The sequence below is a fragment of the Bacillus manliponensis genome (assembly GCF_000712595.1).
In the GTDB taxonomy this organism is placed as follows: domain Bacteria; phylum Bacillota; class Bacilli; order Bacillales; family Bacillaceae_G; genus Bacillus_A; species Bacillus_A manliponensis.
In genome coordinates this window covers 36,423-54,158 of the sequence record NZ_JOTN01000002.1, presented here as the reverse complement: position 1 = coordinate 54,158, position 17,736 = coordinate 36,423, and the positions used below count along the sequence as shown (strand labels likewise).

17 protein-coding genes are annotated in these 17,736 nt (G+C 37.2%); all 17 read left to right on the top strand.

Annotated elements, in window-relative coordinates; all coding sequences use genetic code 11:
* Position 1: 1 nt before the first annotated feature.
* The 17 genes from rnpM (at position 2) to BAMA_RS02095 (ending at position 17,677) form a co-directional block, all read left to right on the top strand.
* Positions 2 to 274 carry an RNase P modulator RnpM gene (rnpM, locus tag BAMA_RS02175; RefSeq protein ID WP_034635697.1) on the top strand — a complete coding sequence of 91 codons (273 nt, stop codon included), beginning with the start codon at positions 2 to 4 and terminating at the stop codon, positions 272 to 274.
* Positions 275 to 586 carry a YlxQ family RNA-binding protein gene (locus BAMA_RS02170; RefSeq protein ID WP_034635696.1) on the top strand — a complete coding sequence of 104 codons (312 nt, stop codon included), beginning with the start codon at positions 275 to 277 and terminating at the stop codon, positions 584 to 586.
* A 4-nt stretch (positions 587 to 590) separates the two neighbouring features.
* Positions 591 to 2,657, top strand: a complete 2,067-nt coding sequence (infB, locus tag BAMA_RS02165; protein WP_034635695.1) for a translation initiation factor IF-2 — start codon at positions 591 to 593, stop codon at positions 2,655 to 2,657.
* Entirely contained in the window at positions 2,654 to 2,935 is a 282-nt protein-coding gene (locus BAMA_RS02160; RefSeq protein ID WP_034635694.1) for a DUF503 domain-containing protein, read from the top strand. The genes infB and BAMA_RS02160 overlap by 4 nt, the downstream gene beginning before the upstream one ends.
* 13 nt (positions 2,936 to 2,948) lie before the next feature.
* Positions 2,949 to 3,305, top strand: a complete 357-nt coding sequence (rbfA, locus tag BAMA_RS02155) for a 30S ribosome-binding factor RbfA (protein WP_034635693.1) — start codon at positions 2,949 to 2,951, stop codon at positions 3,303 to 3,305.
* A gap of 78 nt (positions 3,306 to 3,383) precedes the next feature.
* Positions 3,384 to 4,307, top strand: coding sequence for a tRNA pseudouridine(55) synthase TruB (gene truB, locus BAMA_RS02150; RefSeq protein WP_034635692.1), 924 nt, complete (start codon positions 3,384 to 3,386; stop codon positions 4,305 to 4,307).
* Between the two features lie 43 nt (positions 4,308 to 4,350).
* Positions 4,351 to 5,322, top strand: a complete 972-nt coding sequence (ribF, locus tag BAMA_RS02145) for a bifunctional riboflavin kinase/FAD synthetase (protein ID WP_034635691.1) — start codon at positions 4,351 to 4,353, stop codon at positions 5,320 to 5,322.
* Positions 5,323 to 5,421: 99 nt separating this feature from the next.
* The gene (rpsO, locus tag BAMA_RS02140) at positions 5,422 to 5,691 is read left to right on the top strand and encodes a 30S ribosomal protein S15 (RefSeq protein ID WP_034635690.1); all 270 of its coding nucleotides are present in this window, start codon (positions 5,422 to 5,424) and stop codon (positions 5,689 to 5,691) included.
* 158 nt (positions 5,692 to 5,849) lie between these two features.
* Positions 5,850 to 7,994, top strand: coding sequence for a polyribonucleotide nucleotidyltransferase (gene pnp / locus BAMA_RS02135; protein ID WP_034635689.1), 2,145 nt, complete (start codon positions 5,850 to 5,852; stop codon positions 7,992 to 7,994).
* A gap of 161 nt (positions 7,995 to 8,155) precedes the next feature.
* Entirely contained in the window at positions 8,156 to 9,052 is an 897-nt protein-coding gene (locus BAMA_RS02130; RefSeq protein ID WP_034635688.1) for a polysaccharide deacetylase family protein, read from the top strand.
* 86 nt (positions 9,053 to 9,138) lie between these two features.
* Entirely contained in the window at positions 9,139 to 10,383 is a 1,245-nt protein-coding gene (locus tag BAMA_RS02125; RefSeq protein ID WP_034635687.1) for a M16 family metallopeptidase, read from the top strand.
* A gap of 301 nt (positions 10,384 to 10,684) precedes the next feature.
* On the top strand, positions 10,685 to 11,587 hold the full coding sequence (gene dpaA / locus BAMA_RS02120; RefSeq protein WP_034635686.1) for a dipicolinic acid synthetase subunit A: 903 nt from the start codon (positions 10,685 to 10,687) through the stop codon (positions 11,585 to 11,587).
* Positions 11,584 to 12,183, top strand: coding sequence for a dipicolinate synthase subunit B (locus BAMA_RS02115; RefSeq protein WP_034635685.1), 600 nt, complete (start codon positions 11,584 to 11,586; stop codon positions 12,181 to 12,183). Before dpaA ends, BAMA_RS02115 begins: the two co-directional genes overlap by 4 nt.
* 150 nt (positions 12,184 to 12,333) lie before the next feature.
* Positions 12,334 to 13,380 carry an aspartate-semialdehyde dehydrogenase gene (gene asd, locus BAMA_RS02110; RefSeq protein WP_034635684.1) on the top strand — a complete coding sequence of 349 codons (1,047 nt, stop codon included), beginning with the start codon at positions 12,334 to 12,336 and terminating at the stop codon, positions 13,378 to 13,380.
* 22 nt (positions 13,381 to 13,402) lie between these two features.
* Positions 13,403 to 14,635, top strand: a complete 1,233-nt coding sequence (gene dapG / locus BAMA_RS02105; protein WP_034635683.1) for an aspartate kinase — start codon at positions 13,403 to 13,405, stop codon at positions 14,633 to 14,635.
* 11 nt (positions 14,636 to 14,646) lie between these two features.
* Complete coding sequence (dapA, locus tag BAMA_RS02100) at positions 14,647 to 15,525, top strand: 4-hydroxy-tetrahydrodipicolinate synthase (RefSeq protein WP_034635682.1); 879 nt, start codon at positions 14,647 to 14,649, stop codon at positions 15,523 to 15,525.
* A gap of 481 nt (positions 15,526 to 16,006) precedes the next feature.
* Positions 16,007 to 17,677, top strand: coding sequence for a ribonuclease J (locus tag BAMA_RS02095; RefSeq protein ID WP_034635681.1), 1,671 nt, complete (start codon positions 16,007 to 16,009; stop codon positions 17,675 to 17,677).
* Positions 17,678 to 17,736: the final 59 nt, after the last annotated feature.

The following is a 17,736-nucleotide window of genomic DNA, read 5'->3' as shown; positions in this document are numbered from 1 at the left end:
TGTGAGCAATCGAAAAGTTCCGTTACGAAAATGTATTGCGACGCAAGAGATGAAATCAAAACGCGAGCTCATTCGCATTGTTCGTTCCAAAGAGGGCGAAGTGTCCATTGATGTAACAGGAAAAAAATCAGGACGCGGTGCATATTTGTCGAGAGATAAAGAATGCATTTTACAAGCGCAAAAGAAAAACGTTTTGGAACATCACTTAAAGGCGAAAATTGATGACTCCCTTTACGAAGAGCTACTTGAACTTGTAGAGAAGGAGTCGAAGTAAGTGTCCAATTGGAAATCGTTTTTAGGACTAGCAAATCGAGCACGAAAGATTACATCGGGTGAAGAACTCGTATTAAAAGAAGTTCGAAGTGGCAAGGCAAAACTTGTGTTACTTGCAGAAGACGCCTCAGCAAATACAACGAAGCGTATTACAGACAAGACTACCTACTACAACGTACCAATGAGAAAAGTCGAAAATCGACAACAGTTAGGGCATGCGATTGGGAGAGAAGAACGCGTCGTTGTAGCGGTGTTAGATGACGGTTTTGCGAAAAAGCTGCAAAGCATGCTCGATACAACTTACCGGGGGTGAAGGTATGAGTAAAATTCGAGTATACGAATATGCGAAGAATCAAAACGTATCTAGTAAAGAGATTATTACAAAACTAAAAGAAATGAATATCGAGGTTTCTAATCATATGGCGATGTTAGATGATGAAGTAGTAAACAAATTAGATAGTCAATATAATGAAAGCACAGAAAAAACTTCTGTTGCAGATGAGTTTGAAGTAGAAGAAAAAGTTGTACGCAGTAAAAAGAATAGTAATAAAAAGAAAAAGAAAGGCAAAGGAAATCAAGACAAACGTCAAGATAACTTTGCTGGAAGACAACAAGCTCCTGCTGTAGAAACTCCAGATAAAATTACATTTGTTGGATCTCTTACAGTAAGTGAACTTGCAAAAAAACTTGGCAAAGAGCCATCAGAAATTATTAAAAAGCTCTTCATGCTAGGTATTATGGCAACAATTAACCAAGACTTAGATAAAGATACAATCGAGTTAATTGCTGGTGATTATGGTATTGAAGTAGAAGAAGAAATTGTTGTTAGTGAAACAGAGTTTGAAACATTCATGGATGAGCAAGAAAGTGAAGAAAACTTACAAGAGCGTCCAGCAGTTGTTACAATTATGGGTCACGTTGACCATGGTAAAACGACGTTACTTGACTCTATTCGTAACTCAAAAGTAACTGCAGGAGAAGCGGGTGGAATCACGCAGCATATTGGTGCATACCAAGTTGATGTAGCTGATAAAAAGATTACATTCTTAGATACACCTGGTCACGCAGCATTTACAACAATGCGTGCTCGTGGTGCTCAAGTTACAGATATTACAATTCTTGTTGTAGCGGCTGATGACGGTGTTATGCCACAAACAGTAGAGGCAATTAGCCATGCGAAAGCGGCAGGCGTACCAATTATCGTTGCTGTAAACAAAATGGACAAACCGTCAGCAAATCCAGACCGTGTAATGCAAGAGTTAACAGAATACGAACTAGTACCAGAAGCATGGGGCGGAGATACAATCTTTGTACCGATTTCAGCAATTAAAGGCGAAGGTATCGATAACTTACTAGAGATGATTATTCTTGTAAGTGAGGTAGAAGAATTTAAAGCAAATCCAGATCGTTATGCAACTGGTACTGTAATTGAAGCTCAGCTTGATAAAGGTAAAGGAACAATTGCAACATTACTTGTTCAAAACGGTACGTTACGTGTTGGTGATCCAATTGTTGTTGGAACATCATATGGACGTGTTCGTGCAATGGTAAATGACATTGGACGCCGCGTAAAAGTGGCTGGACCTTCTACACCAGTTGAAATCACTGGTTTAAATGAAGTACCACAAGCTGGAGATCGTTTCATGGCATTTGCTGATGAGAAGAAAGCTCGTCAAATTGGTGAATCTCGTGCGCAGGAAGCATTACTTGCACAGCGTGGTGAGAAGTCTAAATTAAGCCTTGAAGATTTATTCCAACAAATTAAAGAAGGCGACGTAAAAGAGATTAACTTAATTGTGAAAGCAGACGTACAAGGTTCTGTAGAAGCAATGGCTGCGTCACTTCGTAAAATTGATGTTGAAGGCGTAAAAGTGAAAATTATCCATACAGGCGTAGGTGCAATCACAGAGTCTGATATTATTTTAGCTTCTGCATCGAATGCAATTGTAATTGGATTTAACGTGCGTCCAGATGTGAATGCGAAGCGTACAGCAGAAGTAGAAAATGTTGATGTTCGTCTGCATCGTATCATTTACAAAGTAATTGAAGAGATTGAAGCGGCAATGCAAGGTATGCTTGATCCTGAATTCGAAGAAAAAGTAATCGGCCAAGCTGAAGTTCGTCAAACATTTAAAGTTTCAAAAGTTGGAACAATTGCAGGATGTTACGTAACTGATGGTAAAATCACACGCGACAGCGGCGTGCGTATTATCCGTGATGGTGTTGTAGTCTTCGAAGGTCAACTTGATACGTTAAAGCGTTTTAAAGATGATGTGAAAGAAGTTGCACAAAACTACGAGTGTGGTATTACAATCGAGAGATATAATGATCTTAAAGAGGGAGACGTTATTGAAGCTTACGTTATGGAAGAAGTGAAGCGATGATTGTCGCTTCGCTCTCCTGCGAATGCATCATATACGATGTACACTCTTTAAAAGAAAAACGAGCAATTTTACAGCGCGTGTTAACTCGCTTAAAACAAAGGTACAATGTAGCTGTTAGTGAAGTTGGTCACCAGGACTTATGGCAACGCGCTGAAATTGCAATCGTTTCTGTATCCTCAAATCGTGTCGTATGTGAGAAAGAAATGAATCGTGTGCTAGAATACATAGACTCTTTTCCTGAAATTGAACGTACGATCACACGACTGGAATGGTATTGAATGAGGTGATAGTATGAAACAACGTGCAAACCGTGTGGGTGAGCAAATGAAAAAAGAATTAGGCGACATTATTAGTCGTAAAATTAAAGACCCACGTGTTGGTTTTGTTACAGTAACAGATGTAAGAGTAAGTGGAGACTTACAACTTGCAACAGTATATATTTCTGTTTTAGGAGACGAAGAGCAGAAAGAAAATACGTTAAAAGGGTTAGCGAAGGCAAAAGGATTTATCCGTTCTGAAATCGGACAGCGTATCCGCCTTCGTAAAACACCAGAAATCTCGTTTGAGTTTGATGAGTCTATCGGGTATGGACACAGAATTGATACTCTGTTACATCAAATAAATAAAGAAAGCAAAAGCGAGGAATAATGGATAGACAATTGTCTATCCATTTTTTTCAGGTATGAGAGGATTTTTACATAGTAAGAAATTGATGAGGTGAATAAGATGGAAGGTGTATTACTTTTACATAAACCAAAAGGGATGACTTCACATGATTGTGTGTTTAAATTGCGAAAAATACTAAAGGAAAAGCGCATCGGTCATACAGGAACATTAGATCCAGATGTAACAGGTGTATTGCCAATTTGCGTAGGGCGTGCAACAAAAATTGCTCAATTTTTAACGAGTGAAACGAAAACATATGAAGGTGAAGTTACACTTGGTTTTTCAACGACAACAGAAGACTCTTCTGGTGAGGTTGTTGACAAAAGAACTGTAGATCGTACGATTACACGTGAAGAGATTGAAAAAGTATTTGCCGAATTAACTGGAACGATTGAGCAAGTTCCACCAATGTATTCAGCTGTAAAAATAAACGGTAAAAAGTTATATGAATATGCGAGAGCGGGAATTGAAGTAGAGCGCCCTGTTCGTACAATTACAGTTCAAGAGTTTGCTTTATTAGATAATCGTGAAACGTATGAAGGAGAAACGATTTCATTTCGTTTCCGCGTAACGTGTAGTAAAGGAACATATGTAAGAACATTAGCGGTGATGATTGGTGAAAAGTTAGGATTTCCTGCACATATGTCTCATTTAGTGCGAACAGCGTCGGGAGAATTTCTGTTGAATGATTGCATATCATTTGAAGAAGTTGAACAAAACATGCAAAATGGAACAGTACAGTCTATTTTAATTTCAATTGATGAAGCATTAGGACAGTTTCCAAAAATCGTTGTAAGTGAAGAGCAAGCAGAAAAAGTAAAAAATGGTATGTTTTTACCGAATACAGAAAATTTGACGGCACCTTTTATTATGGTGTTTAATGAAAAGAATCGTTGCTTAGCAATTTATGAACATCACCCAAAACGTCCTGGTATGCTAAAACCGATGAAAGTACTTGTGAATAATCAAGAATTGAAGCTATAATGAATAATTAGAAGCATTATTACAGAAAAAGGTGAATTCAAGCATGAAAGTCATTCATTTAACGCATCCCCACGGACTAAATAAAATAGAATTAGCGCCTACTGTAATGGCATTAGGTTACTTTGATGGTATTCATGTAGGGCATCAACGTGTCATTCAAACTGCAAAACAAATAGCAGATGAACAAGGATATAAGAGTGCTGTTATGACGTTTCATCCGCATCCGTCTGTTGTACTTGGAAAGAAAGAAGCGCATGTAAAGTATATTACTCCTTTACGTATAAAGGAGAAAGTTATTGCGAACTTAGGAATTGATACGTTATATGTTGTGAAATTTGATCTAACATTAGCAAATTTATTACCACAGCAATTTGTAGATGATTATATTATTGGTTTGCATGTAAAACATGTTGTTGCAGGCTTTGACTATTCATATGGACGTTTAGGAAAAGGAACGATGGAAACTTTGCCATTTCATGCAAGAGGGGAGTTTACACAAACTGTGATTGAAAAAGTACAATTTCAAGAGGAGAAGGTAAGTTCCACTTTATTACGTAAACATATCCGTAATGGAGAAATGGAACAAATTCCGTCTGTTTTAGGAAGGTTTTATACAGTGGAAGGTATAGTTGTTCACGGGGATAAACGAGGGCGTCAAATCGGATTCCCAACAGCAAATGTTGCTTTGCAAGATGAGTATTTATTGCCGCCTACTGGTGTATATGCAGTGAAAATGAAGGTGAATAACGAGTGGTATGAAGGTGTATGTAATATTGGATATAAACCGACCTTTAAAGAAAATGAAAAACAACTTTCTATTGAAGTCCACTTATTTGCATTCCAGCGTGATATATATGATGAGCTTGTTGAAATTGAATGGCATATGCGTATTCGAGAAGAGAAGAAGTTTAATGGTATTGACGAATTAGTTACTCAAATTACGAAAGATAAAAAAACAGCAGAAGATTATTTCAATCAAGCAAAGAATGTACTTGCTTTTTCTAATGAAAAGTAGTATTCTATGTTATGTACTTTATAACAACCATTGCTTGGCATTGCGACTCACCGACGCTTGCTAGGTAATTGGGGTTTATTATTTAGGAGGTGAAATAGGATGGCTTTAACACAAGAGCGTAAAAATGAGATTATTGCACAATTTAGAACTCACGAGGCTGATACTGGTTCTCCAGAGGTTCAAATTGCTGTCCTAACAGAGCAAATTAACACTCTAAACGAGCACTTACGTACTCACAAGAAAGATCATCATTCACGTCGCGGTCTTTTAAAGATGGTTGGTAAACGTCGTAACTTACTTACTTACCTTCGTAACAAAGACATCACACGCTACCGTGAAGTAATCACTAAGCTTGGATTACGTCGATAGTCAAAAAAGCGGGAATATTCCCGCTTTTTTGTTAGGTAAAAATATATCTTCTCTTGATAGCTCTCATATATTTTGGGAATACTGAGGGAAGAGTATAATGATATAATCATCCGTTTACATAGAAGAATGATATATTTTAAATTGAGAGGGGTACTTAAATGACTCAAGAAAAGCAAGTCTTCTCGATAGATTTAGCTGGTCGCCAGCTTACAGTTGAAACAGGTCAGCTTGCAAAGCAAGCGAACGGAGCAGTATTAGTAAGATACGGCGATACGGCAGTTCTATCTACAGCAACTGCATCGAAAGAAGCGAAAGATGTAGATTTTTTCCCGTTAACAGTAAACTACGAAGAGCGTTTATATGCAGTAGGTAAAATCCCAGGCGGTTTTATTAAGCGTGAAGGACGCCCAAGTGAAAAAGCAATTTTGGCAAGCCGTTTAATCGATCGTCCAATTCGTCCGCTGTTTGCTGATGGATTCCGTAACGAAGTACAAGTTGTGAGTATCGTGATGAGCGTTGATCAAAACTGCTCTTCAGAGATGGCAGCAATGCTTGGCTCTTCATTAGCGTTATCGATTTCAGATATTCCATTTGAAGGTCCAATTGCTGGTGCAACAGTTGGACGTATCGATGGCGAGTTTATTATTAACCCGACAGTTGAACAACAAGAAAAGAGTGATATTCACCTTGTTGTTGCTGGTACGAAAGATGCAATTAACATGGTAGAAGCAGGAGCAGATCAAGTACCTGAAGAAACGATGTTAGAAGCAATTATGTTTGGTCATGAAGAGATTAAGCGTTTAATTGCATTCCAAGAGGAAATTGTACAAGCTGTTGGTAAAGAAAAAGCAGACATTCAATTATATGAAGTGGATGTAACGTTAAACAAAGAAGTACGTGAAATGGCAGAAGTGGATATGCACGCTGCAATTCAAGTTCATGAGAAACATGCTCGTGAAGATGCAATTAATGAAGTGAAAAAGCGTGTTATTGCACATTATGAAGAAAAAGAAGCAGATGCATCAACATTAGGACAAGTAAAAGAAATATTATCTAAAATTGTAAAAGAAGAAGTACGTCGTCTTATTACAGTTGAAAAAGTTCGCCCTGATGGACGTAAGAGTGATGAAATTCGTCCTTTAGCGTCAGAGGTAGGATTGTTACCTCGTACGCATGGATCTGGACTATTTACACGTGGACAAACACAAGCGCTTAGCATTTGTACTTTAGGTGCATTAGGTGATGTGCAAATTTTAGATGGCTTAGGTGTGGAAGAATCGAAACGTTTCATGCATCATTACAATTTCCCATCCTTTAGTGTAGGGGAAACAAGACCGATGCGTGGACCAGGCCGTCGTGAAATTGGTCACGGTGCATTAGGAGAGCGTGCTCTTGAGCCTGTTATTCCAGCTGAAACAGACTTCCCATATACAGTTCGTCTTGTATCTGAAGTATTAGAATCAAATGGTTCAACTTCACAAGCAAGTATTTGTGCAAGTACATTAGCGATGATGGATGCAGGGGTACCGCTTAAAGCGCCAGTTGCGGGTATTGCAATGGGACTTGTAAAATCTAATGAACATTACACAATCTTAACAGATATTCAAGGTATGGAAGATCACTTAGGTGATATGGACTTTAAAGTAGCAGGTACAGCTAAAGGTGTAACGGCATTACAAATGGATATTAAAATTGAAGGTCTATCTCGTGAAATTTTAGAAGAAGCTCTTCAACAAGCAAAAGTTGGTCGTATGCACATTTTAGAACATATGCTATCTGTTATTGCTGAGCCACGTACAGAGTTATCTGAATATGCTCCGAAAATTATCACAATGACAATTAATCCGGATAAGATTCGCGATGTAATTGGACCAAGTGGTAAACAAATTAACAAGATTATTGAAGAGACGGGCGTAAAAATCGATATCGAACAAGACGGTACAGTGTTCATTTCATCTATTAACCAAGAAATGAACGAAAAGGCGAAGAAGATTATCGAAGATATCGTTCGTGAAGTTCAAGTAGATGAAATTTATGTAGGAAAAGTAAAACGAATTGAAAAGTTCGGTGCTTTCGTTGAGTTATTTAGTGGTAAAGATGGTCTAGTTCATATTTCTGAACTTGCGCTTGAGCGAGTAGGAAAAGTAGAAGATGTTGTGAAGATTGGTGACGAAATTGAAGTAAAAGTTATCGAAATCGATAAGCAAGGTCGTGTAAACTTATCTCGTAAAGTATTACTAAAAGCTGAGCAAGAAAAAGAAGCAGCAAAAGCTGAAGCAAAACAGGAAGCAACACAAGAATAATAAAAGAACTGACATATACGTCTGTATGAAAACCTTGGGATTCCCCGAGGTTTTTTTATATGGGATAATGTATAGTTTTAACGAGAACGTTCAAATTAACTATGATAAGGAGAAATTAAGATTTTTTGTTATTTATGAGTTATAACAGGAGGATTTTTTATATGAAAAGGCGTATAGTCTTGCTATTAGTTCTTTTATTATCAATAACTTCTTTTTTCTATGTAGTAAATGCGAAAGATGTACTATATGAGGAAATTCGTGAAAAGTCGAAGTCCTACACAATTGCTCCGAAAAATGCTGTGATAGACAGAGTGTGGAAGGCAGTACCGGGTTATAATGGGAAAGAAGTAGATGTGAAAATGTCGTACATGAATATGAAAAAGAGAGGGGTGTTTAACGAAAATCTTCTTGTATATAAGGAAGTCTCACCGAAAGTCCATTTGAAAGACTTACCACCAGCACCAATCTATAGAGGAAATGCAAATAAAAAAATGGTTGCGCTTACAATTAATGTTGCATGGGGGAACGAATATCTCCCGCGTATGTTAGAAACGTTACATAAACATAATGTAACAGCCACGTTTTTTCTTGAAGGGCGCTGGGTGAAAGAAAATGTAAGGTTCGCTAAAATGATTGTTGATGCAAAACAAGAAGTGGGGAATCATTCCTATACACATCCTGATATGAAAACTTTATCTGTAGGTTCCATTCATGAACAACTTCAAAAAACGAATGAAATCATTGAAGCTGCAACAAATAAAAAAGTAAAATGGTTTGCTCCCCCAAGCGGTAGTTTTCGTGATGATGTAGTGGATATAGCATCTAAATTACAGATGCGAACAATTATGTGGACTGTAGATACAATTGATTGGCAAAGACCTGAACCATCCGTAATCATCGAGCGTGTAATGGGAAAAGTGCACCCGGGCGCTATTATATTAATGCATCCAACCGCACCTACTGCTGAATCGTTACATACTCTTATCACGAAGTTGAAAGAACAAGGTTATGAGGTTGGGAGTGTATCTGCTTTAATGGATGAAAAGCGTTTGGATTAAATCATTTACATGACATTCATTCTTAAACTTGTTATGATTAAATAATAGAAATTATTATATATAAATTGGCATTAGGAGGAAAGTTTTTGATTAAAAAATATACTTGTAAAAATGGTGTGCGAATTGTAACAGAACATATTCCGACAGTTCGTTCTGTCGCCATTGGAATATGGATTCATGCTGGATCAAGAAATGAAAATGAAAAAAATAATGGTATTTCTCACTTTTTAGAGCACATGTTCTTCAAAGGAACGAAAACACGTAGCGCAAGGGAAATTGCAGAGTCATTTGATAGTATTGGTGGTCAAGTAAATGCTTTCACATCGAAAGAATATACATGCTATTATGCAAAAGTATTAGATGAGCACGCTAATTATGCGCTTGATGTTTTAGCGGATATGTTCTTTAATTCTACATTTGTTGAAGAAGAATTAAAGAAAGAAAAAAATGTTGTATTTGAAGAAATTAAAATGTATGAAGATACGCCGGATGATATTGTACATGATATGTTGACGAAAGCAACGTATGAGACGCATCCACTTGGTTATCCGATTTTAGGAACGGAGCAAACACTTGAAACCTTTACAGGCGATACACTTCGTCAATATATAAAAGATCATTATACACCGGAAAATATCGTTGTTTCGATTGCTGGAAATATTGATGAAATGTTTGTCCAAACAGTAGAGAAATATTTTGGAAATTACGAAGGAACAACAAATCGTGAACAAGTACATAGCCCAATCTTCCATCCAAACAAAGTTGCTCGTAAGAAAGAAACGGAACAAGCGCATCTTTGTCTAGGTTTTCAAGGATTACAAATGGGTAACAAGGACATTTATAACTTAATCGTATTAAACAATGTATTAGGTGGTAGTATGAGTAGTCGTTTATTCCAAGAAGTACGTGAACAACGCGGTTTAGCATATTCTGTTTTCTCCTACCATTCTTCTTATGAAGATACGGGGATGTTAACAATTTATGGTGGTACAGGAAGTCAGCAATTAGACACACTGTATGAAACAATTCAACAAACGTTACAATCATTAAAAGATACGGGTATTACAGAAAAAGAGCTTATGAATAGTAAAGAACAATTAAAAGGAAATTTAATGTTAAGTTTAGAAAGTACAAATAGCCGTATGAGTCGTAACGGTAAAAACGAACTGCTTCTAAAAAAACATCGCTCCTTGGATGAAATTATTGAAAGTGTTAATGCTGTAACAAAAGCTGATGTAGATACTTTAATTCATAATATATTTACAGATGAGTTCTCGGCAGCCTTAATTAGCCCAACTGGAGAGCTACCAAAAGGAATCATTCAGAAATAAAGTGAAGTTTCAAGCAATAGGGTTTATCCATCATTAATGGTTAGCCTAGCCAATCATTTTTTCAGATAGCTTGTTAATGCGTGATAACGTATGTTTGAAAAGGCCTACAAGGAAAACTTGTAGGTCTTTTTGTATTGTGTACATTTCATTTATTGTTTCCTAAAACTTTAATTAAGAGATTAACGAAAAGCTTTCCTAGAAAATTCAATCACCCAAAGCTCATACGTTACATATGATGTGGAGGAAAAAGAAAAAGTAGGCGTTTTTATTAGAATGAGAGAAAAAGAAGGTGAAGTAAGGAATGTTGACTGATATCCATATCGCTGTCATTGGAGGAGATGCGCGGCAGCTAGAGGTGATTCGTAAGCTAGTCGAGCTTGATGCAAAATTGTCATTAGTAGGATTTGAGCAGCTGGATCATGGATTCACTGGTGCTGCAAAAGAAAGCATGCAAAACCTAGATTTCACTTCTTTAGATGCGATTATTTTACCAGTAGCAGGAACGAACCCACAAGGAGAGGTCGATACACTTTTCTCAAATGAAAAAGTTGTTCTTACGAAGGAGCAGATTGAAAAAACACCATCGCACTTTACAATTTACTCAGGTATTAGTAACTCTTACTTAGATACGATTATTTCTGCTACGAATCGAAAACTTGTGAAATTATTCGACCGTGATGATGTGGCAATTTACAATTCTATTCCTACAGTCGAAGGTACAATTATGATGGTAATTCAACACACTGATTATACCATTCACGGTTCGAAAGTGATGGTTCTTGGTTTTGGTAGAACAGGAATGAGTGTAGCGAGAGCGTTTCAAGCGCTTGGGGCAACTGTAAAAGTAGGTGCACGTCGTTCGGAACATATTGCACGTATTACTGAAATGACATTTTCACCTTTTCATATGAAGGATATAGAAGAAGAAGTGGAAGATATTGATATCGTGATTAATACAATCCCACACCAAATTGTCACTGCAAACGTTATTGCAAAGATGCCAGCACACACACTAATTATTGATTTAGCTTCTAAGCCTGGAGGAACGGATTTTAGATACGCAGAAAAGCGTGGAATAAAGGCATTGCTTGCACCGGGGCTTCCTGGCATTGTTGCTCCGAAAACGGCAGGGCAAATTCTTGCGAACGTCCTTTCTAACTTATTAATAGCTGATATCCAAACAGGAAAGGAGAAGAAAAAATGAGTTTAAAAGGGAAACGAATTGGTTTTGGATTGACAGGTTCTCATTGTACGTATGCAGAGGTTATGCCGTATTTAGAAAAAATTGTAGCAGAAGGAGCAGAAGTGTTACCGGTTGTTTCTTATACATTGCAAACAACAAATACAAGATTTGGTGAAGGAGAAGAATGGGTTGAAAGAATCGAATCTATTACAGGTCATAAAGTAATTGATTCGATTGTAAAAGCAGAACCATTAGGACCGAAAATCCCACTTGATTGTATGGTTATCGCTCCGCTAACAGGAAATTCAATGAGTAAATTTGCGAATGCAATGACAGATTCTCCAGTTTTAATGGCAGCGAAAGCAACACTTAGAAACTGTAAACCTGTTGTACTCGCTGTTTCAACAAACGATGCCCTTGGTTTGAATGGGGTTAACCTTATGCGCTTAATGGCAACGAAAAACATTTACTTTGTCCCGTTTGGGCAAGATGCACCGCAAAGTAAGCCGAATTCAATGGTGGCACGGATGGAACTTCTTCAAGATACAATTACAGAAGCGATAGAAGGTAAGCAACTGCAACCTGTTGTAGTAGAGAAATTTCGATATATGAGCTGAAAGTGAAAAAACAGACAAAATTTTTTCTGAAACCATCAAACTTGTTGCAGAATATGATAGAATTAATGCTATTAAGAATTTTGAGGAGTAATACTTTACTCCTTTTCATTCTCATTATAGAAGGATTGGTATGTAGAAAGGGGCATAGTGATGGAAAAGAAAAAATCTTTTCATGTCGCTGTAGTTGGAGCAACCGGCGCAGTTGGTGAACAAATGTTAAATACTTTAGAACAAAGGGACTTTCCGATTGGAAAGTTAACGTTACTTTCTTCTAAACGTTCAGCAGGTAAAAAACTTGTATATAAAGGTGAAGAAGTAGTTGTGCAAGAAGCAACACCTGAAAGCTTTGAAGGAGTCGACATTGCACTCTTCAGTGCGGGTGGATCTGTATCAAAACAATTGGCGCCAGAAGCAGCAAAGCGAGGAGCAATTGTTGTTGATAACACAAGTGCATTCCGTATGACAGAAAATGTTCCACTTGTTGTACCAGAAGTAAATGAGAAGGACTTATTAGAGCATAACGGGATTATCGCTAATCCAAACTGTTCGACAATTCAAATGGTAGTAGCTCTTGAGCCGATTCGTCAGCAATTTGGTTTAACACGAGTAATCGTTTCCACATATCAGGCTGTATCAGGAGCAGGTGCTGCTGCAATTGACGAACTTCACGAACAATCTCAAGCAATTTTAAATGGTGAAGAAGTAAAGGCAGCTGTATTGCCTGTAAAAGGTGATGAAAAACATTATCAAATTGCTTTTAATGCAATTCCGCAAATTGATAAGTTTGAAGAAAATGGTTTTACATTCGAAGAGATGAAAATGATTAATGAAACGAAAAAAATTATGCATATGCCAGAGCTTGAAGTAGCAGCGACATGTGTTCGTTTGCCAATCGTATCTGGTCACTCTGAATCTGTTTATATGGAAGTCGGAAAAGAAGGTGTAACAGTAGAAGAGATGCGTAGTTTATTAGCAAATGCAGAAGGGGTTGTCCTGCAAGATAATCCAGCGGAACAACTATACCCAATGCCAGCTAATGCGGTAGGAAAAAATGAAGTATTTGTTGGACGCATTCGTAAAGATTTGAATAATGATAAAGGATTCCATCTTTGGGTCGTATCTGACAATTTATTAAAAGGTGCCGCGTGGAACTCTGTTCAAATCGCAGAACGATTAGTAAAATTACAATTAGTGTAAACGGCTAAAAGAAGGTGCGAAAATGAAAATTATTGTCCAAAAATTTGGTGGTACATCTGTACGTGATGAAAATGGAAGGCAGCATGCGCTTCACCATATTCAAAAATCATTAAAAGATGACTATAAAGTAGTAATTGTTGTATCTGCAATGGGCCGTAAAGGAGAACCATATGCAACAGATACGTTATTAAATCTTGTGAATGAAAAGGAATGTCATATTTCAAAACGTGAACAAGATTTACTGCTATCTTGTGGTGAGTTAATCTCAGCGATTGTATTTTCAAACATGTTAAATGAAAATGGTATAAAAGCGGCAGCTCTAACTGGAGCACAAGCTGGTTTTGTAACAAATGATGATTTTACAAATGCGAAAATTATCGAAATGAATTGTGATCGCCTATTGAAAGAATTAGAAGAAGTAGATGTTGTCGTTGTAACTGGATTCCAAGGTCAGACGAAAGACGGCGATACGACAACACTTGGGCGCGGTGGTAGTGATACATCTGCTTCAGCATTAGGTGTTGCTCTTGGAGCAGAGTATATTGATATTTTTACAGATGTGGAAGGTGTTATGACTGCTGACCCACGCATTGTAAAAGATGCACGTCATTTAGAAAATGTAACATACAATGAAATTTGTAATATGGCATATCAAGGTGCAAAAGTAGTACACCCACGTGCTGTTGAAATTGCGATGCATGCAAAAGTACCTCTTCGTGTGCGTTCAACATACTCAGATAGCCTTGGTACACTTATTACTGCATATGACGGTGCTACAAAAGGGCGTGATGTTGAAGAACGTCCTGTAACAGGAATTGCACATGTTTCTGGCGTCACGCAAATTAAAGTGTTGGCAAAAGAAGGAACATATGATTTACAAGCACAAGTATTTAAAGAGATGGCAAATGAAAAGATAAGTGTAGACCTTATTAATATTTCGCCAACTGGTGTGGCTTACACTGTAAGTGATGATGTAGCAAGCCGAGCAGTTGAAGTCCTTCGACAACTTGGCTATGAGCCAATTGTAACAGAGCATTGTGCGAAAGTTTCTATTGTTGGTGCTGGTATGGCAGGTATTCCAGGTGTGACTGCGAAAATTGTTACAGCACTAGCAGAGAAAGGTGTACAAATTTTACAATCTGCCGATAGTCATACGACAATTTGGGTGCTTGTGAAAGAAGAAGATTTAGTAGGGGCTGTAAATGCACTTCATGGTGCATTTGATCTTTCAAAAGAAAAGCAGCTGGAACAATAAGGAGTGAGAGCATGATAGATTTTGGGACAATTGCAACAGCAATGGTGACTCCGTTTGACATCAATGGAAACATTGATTTTGCAAAGACAACAAAATTGGTAAACTATTTAATTGATAACGGTACAACATCAATCGTTGTAGGTGGAACAACAGGTGAATCTCCTACATTAACATCTGAAGAAAAGGTAGCGTTATATCGCCATGTCGTATCTGTTGTCGATAAAAGGGTGCCCGTAATCGCTGGAACTGGTAGCAATAATACACATGCGTCAATTGAGTTGACAAAGAAAGCAGCAGAAGCGGGTGTGGATGCTGTTATGTTAGTTGCGCCGTACTATAATAAGCCAAATCAAGAAGGTCTATATCAGCATTTTAAAGCAATTGCTGAAAGTACAGAATTGCCGGTTATGTTATATAATGTTCCAGGTCGATCTATTGTACAAATTTCTGTTGATACAGTTGTTCGTTTGTCAAAAATACCAAATATCGTGGCTTTAAAAGATGCAGGTGGCGATGTATTAACAATGACTGAAATCATTGAACAAACAGCAGATGATTTTGCTGTATATAGCGGTGATGATGGTTTAACATTACCAGCAATGGCAATTGGTGCAAAAGGAATTGTTTCTGTTTCTTCTCATGTAATGGGAAATGAAATGCAAGAAATGATTACTGCGTTTGAAGAAGGTGACATGAAGAAAGCACAAAAACTTCATCAATTACTTGTAAAAGTAACAAACGTGCTCTTTATGGCACCAAGTCCAACACCTGTAAAAACAGCGCTGCAAATAGTAGGACTTGATGTAGGTTCTGTTCGTCTTCCTCTATTACCATTAACAGAAGACGAGAGAAAGCAACTACTTACTGTTATACAATCTATTTCGCGTTAATAAATATAAGGAAGAGCTATTAGAGAAGGCTTTTCAACATAAAACCGACAGAGACTATGTTACTCTGTCGGTTTTATGTTGTGAGATAATGTTTAATGCTGATGAATAAATGGTTTTTCGTTGTATATAACAATGAATTGGCTAACATGTAAAAATGTATTTCTCTCTTTCTAAATAAATTAACTTGTGTTCTATTTCTCGTATCAGTTATAATATGGCTAAGTAGCTTAGTACGGGTATGCTTAGCAAATATGGTAAATTTATGATGTGGAGAATATTATAATATATTGCATAAATATTTGATGTATATAACGAAAGAGAGGTGAAACCTGGTTTAAAAAACGAAAAGGAACATAATATCGCATGTAAGAGCATTCATTACGGATGGTGAAAATATATAGTGATGGTAGAGTTTCCCCTGGTTTCTCTGCGTTGGTAGTAGGAAATCAGCGTTTGCAAGGTTTTTAAACCAGGCAACAACATGAAGAAAAAAGAGATAGACGTTGTAAAAGTATTTGCGCTCGGTGGGGTGGGCGAAATAGGAAAGAATATGTATTGTGTAGAAATTGATTCTGAAATTTTCATTGTTGATGCAGGTCTTATGTTTCCAGAAGATGAAATGTTCGGAATTGACATTGTAATCCCTGATATTACATATTTAGAAGAGAATAAAGATCGAGTGAAAGGTTTATTTATAACACATGGACATGAGGATCACATTGGTGGAATCTCTTATGTGTTACGTAAATTATCGATTCCGGTTTATGCGACAAAATTAACAATCGGATTAATTCAAGAGAAATTAAGCGAAGCGGGTATGTTAGGTCGTGTGGAATTAAAGCAAATTGATTCTAATTCGACAGTTGAATTTAATACAACGACAGTTTCATTCTTTGGAACAACACATAGTATACCGGATTCAGTAGGTGTTTGCTTCCATACTTCTAAAGGTGCAATTGTGTATACAGGAGATTTTAAGTTTGACCAAACTCCAATTGGAAATAGTGGAGCTGATATTGGTAAAATGGCCCAAATTGGTAACGAAGGGGTTCTGTGCTTATTATCTGACAGTACAAATGCTGAAAGACCAGGATATACAGGATCTGAGAGGGAAGTTGGTTTAGAAATCTCTAAAGTTTTCCATAAAGCAGAAGGCCGTTTAATTGTTGCATCATTTGCATCTAACGTTCATCGTATTCAACAAGTTTTTGATGCTGCATATGAAACAGGGCGCAAAGTAGCTGTTGTTGGTCGTAGCATGGTGAAAGTTGTAGATATTGCGCGTCGACTCGGTTACTTACATATTCCAGAAGGGATGTTTATTTCTTTACAAGATGTAGATAACTATCCGGAAAAACAAGTTACAATTTTAACAACAGGTAGTCAAGGGGAACCGATGGCAGCTTTATCGCGTATGGCGAAAAATGCGCACAAACAAGTGTCGATTCGTAAAGGTGATACAGTTATTATTGCAGCATCACCAATCCCTGGAAATGAGATGTCTGTTTCTAAAACAATTGATTTACTGTTTCGAGCAGGTGCGGATGTTGTATATTATGGTGAAAGAAAAGTTCACGTTTCTGGGCATGGTGCTCAGGAAGAATTAAAGCTTATGTTGAATTTAATGAAACCAAAGTATTTTATACCTGTACATGGTGAGTTTCGTATGCAAAAAGCACATGCACACTTAGCAGAAGAAGTTGGGGTAGGACGAAACAATATTTTCATTGTAGAAAAAGGTGACGTTGTTGCTTTTGAAGGTGAAGAAGCGAAATTAGCTGGTAAAGTACAAGCAGGAAATGTGTTAATTGATGGTTTAGGTATCGGTGATGTAGGGAACATCGTATTGCGTGATCGAAAAATGTTATCGCAAGATGGTATCTTAGTTGTTGTTGTTACATTAGGAAAAGATGAGAAAAAGATTATTTCAGGGCCAGAAATCATTTCACGAGGATTTGTTTATGTTCGTGAATCAGAACAGTTAATTGAGAAATCGACAGAAATTGTTCGTACAATTGTAGAACAGTCTATTAAAGAATATTCAATTGAATGGTCTATGTTAAAACAAAATATTCGTGAGCTACTTGGTCAATATTTATTTGAAGAAACAAAGAGAAAACCGATGATTTTACCAATTATTATGGAAGTATAATGTGAAACCGCCTATATAGGCGGTTTTTCTTTTTTCTCATTCGCATGAATTTTATCACA